General features: G+C 53.0%; 2 tRNA genes. Both read right to left on the bottom strand.

Annotated elements, in window-relative coordinates:
• Positions 1–76 (bottom strand) — tRNA-Ala (locus ACVA58_RS27980).
• Between the two features lie 44 nt (positions 77–120).
• Positions 121–197: transfer RNA gene (locus ACVA58_RS27975), tRNA-Ile, on the bottom strand.
• Between the last annotated feature and the right edge of the window lie 90 nt (positions 198–287).

Raw genomic sequence — 287 nt, 5'->3', positions numbered from 1 at the left:
TGGTGGAGCTATGCGGGATCGAACCGCAGACCTCCTGCGTGCAAGGCAGGCGCTCTCCCAGCTGAGCTATAGCCCCAACGTATCGAAAGACTTCACACTCACTTCCTCTGGGAGAGAAAGTGGTGGGTCTGAGTGGACTTGAACCACCGACCTCACCCTTATCAGGGGTGCGCTCTAACCACCTGAGCTACAGACCCAAGTCTTTCACGTTCTTTTACTATTAACCAAGCAATCTGTGTGGACACTGCATAAAACGCAGTCATATCGTTAAGGAGGTGATCCAGCCC

Source organism: Photobacterium sp. DNB22_13_2 (assembly GCF_052873915.1).
This window is presented reverse-complemented; position numbering and strand designations above follow the sequence as displayed.